The 650-nt window shown below is 67.7% G+C and carries 1 protein-coding gene; it reads right to left on the bottom strand.

Translation table 11 applies throughout. The features are described 5' to 3' along the window. Positions 1–284: 284 nt before the first annotated feature. The coding region (locus B4F73_RS11505; protein ID WP_290483310.1) for an HRDC domain-containing protein at positions 285–650 on the bottom strand (366 nt) is incomplete at its 5' end.

Raw genomic sequence — 650 nt, 5'->3', positions numbered from 1 at the left:
TCGGCCGACAAGGCCAGCAGGCGCTGGCTGACGCGGCGGGCGGCATGGAAATCGATGCCGCCTGTCAGCAGGATGGTGCGGGCCTTGAACAGCGCTTCCTCAAGGAAGGCGTTCGGCTCGGACTGAGGCTTTTCTTCTGTCTCGTCATCGAGGCGGTGCAAAAGGTTCATGAGGACTCCGAAAGGCGGGAAATCTGGTTGAGCCTATAGGTGAGGTGCCACGCGCGCCGGGTCAAGGCTGGACCTGCCTGTCCGCGCGAAAACCTGTGACAGCAGCCAGCGCGATCAGGCTGCCTCGCCGACGATGCGGGAGACATCCTCGGCATAGCGCTGGGCCTTTTTCTCGCCAACGCCGCTGATCAGGCGCAGCTCGTCGGCGTCCACGGGCCGCTCGCGGGCGATCTCGGCGAGGGTGCGGTCATGGAAGATGACATAGGGCGGCACGCCGCGCGTCTTGGCGGTCTCGGTGCGCCAGCTGCGCAGCATGTCGAACAGGATCTGGTCGCGCTCCGACATGTCAGCCAGCGCTTGCGCCGCCACGCGGCTCTTGCCCTTGGCGCGCTTGCGGGTGGCGGCGGGGTCAGCGCGCAGCATCAGGGTGCGGTCGCCCCGGAACAGGGCGCGGGCGGCCTCGGCATCCGGCACGACGAC

The sequence above is a fragment of the Hyphomonas sp. UBA3601 genome, from assembly GCF_002375605.1.
In the GTDB taxonomy this organism is placed as follows: domain Bacteria; phylum Pseudomonadota; class Alphaproteobacteria; order Caulobacterales; family Hyphomonadaceae; genus Hyphomonas.
This window is presented reverse-complemented; position numbering and strand designations above follow the sequence as displayed.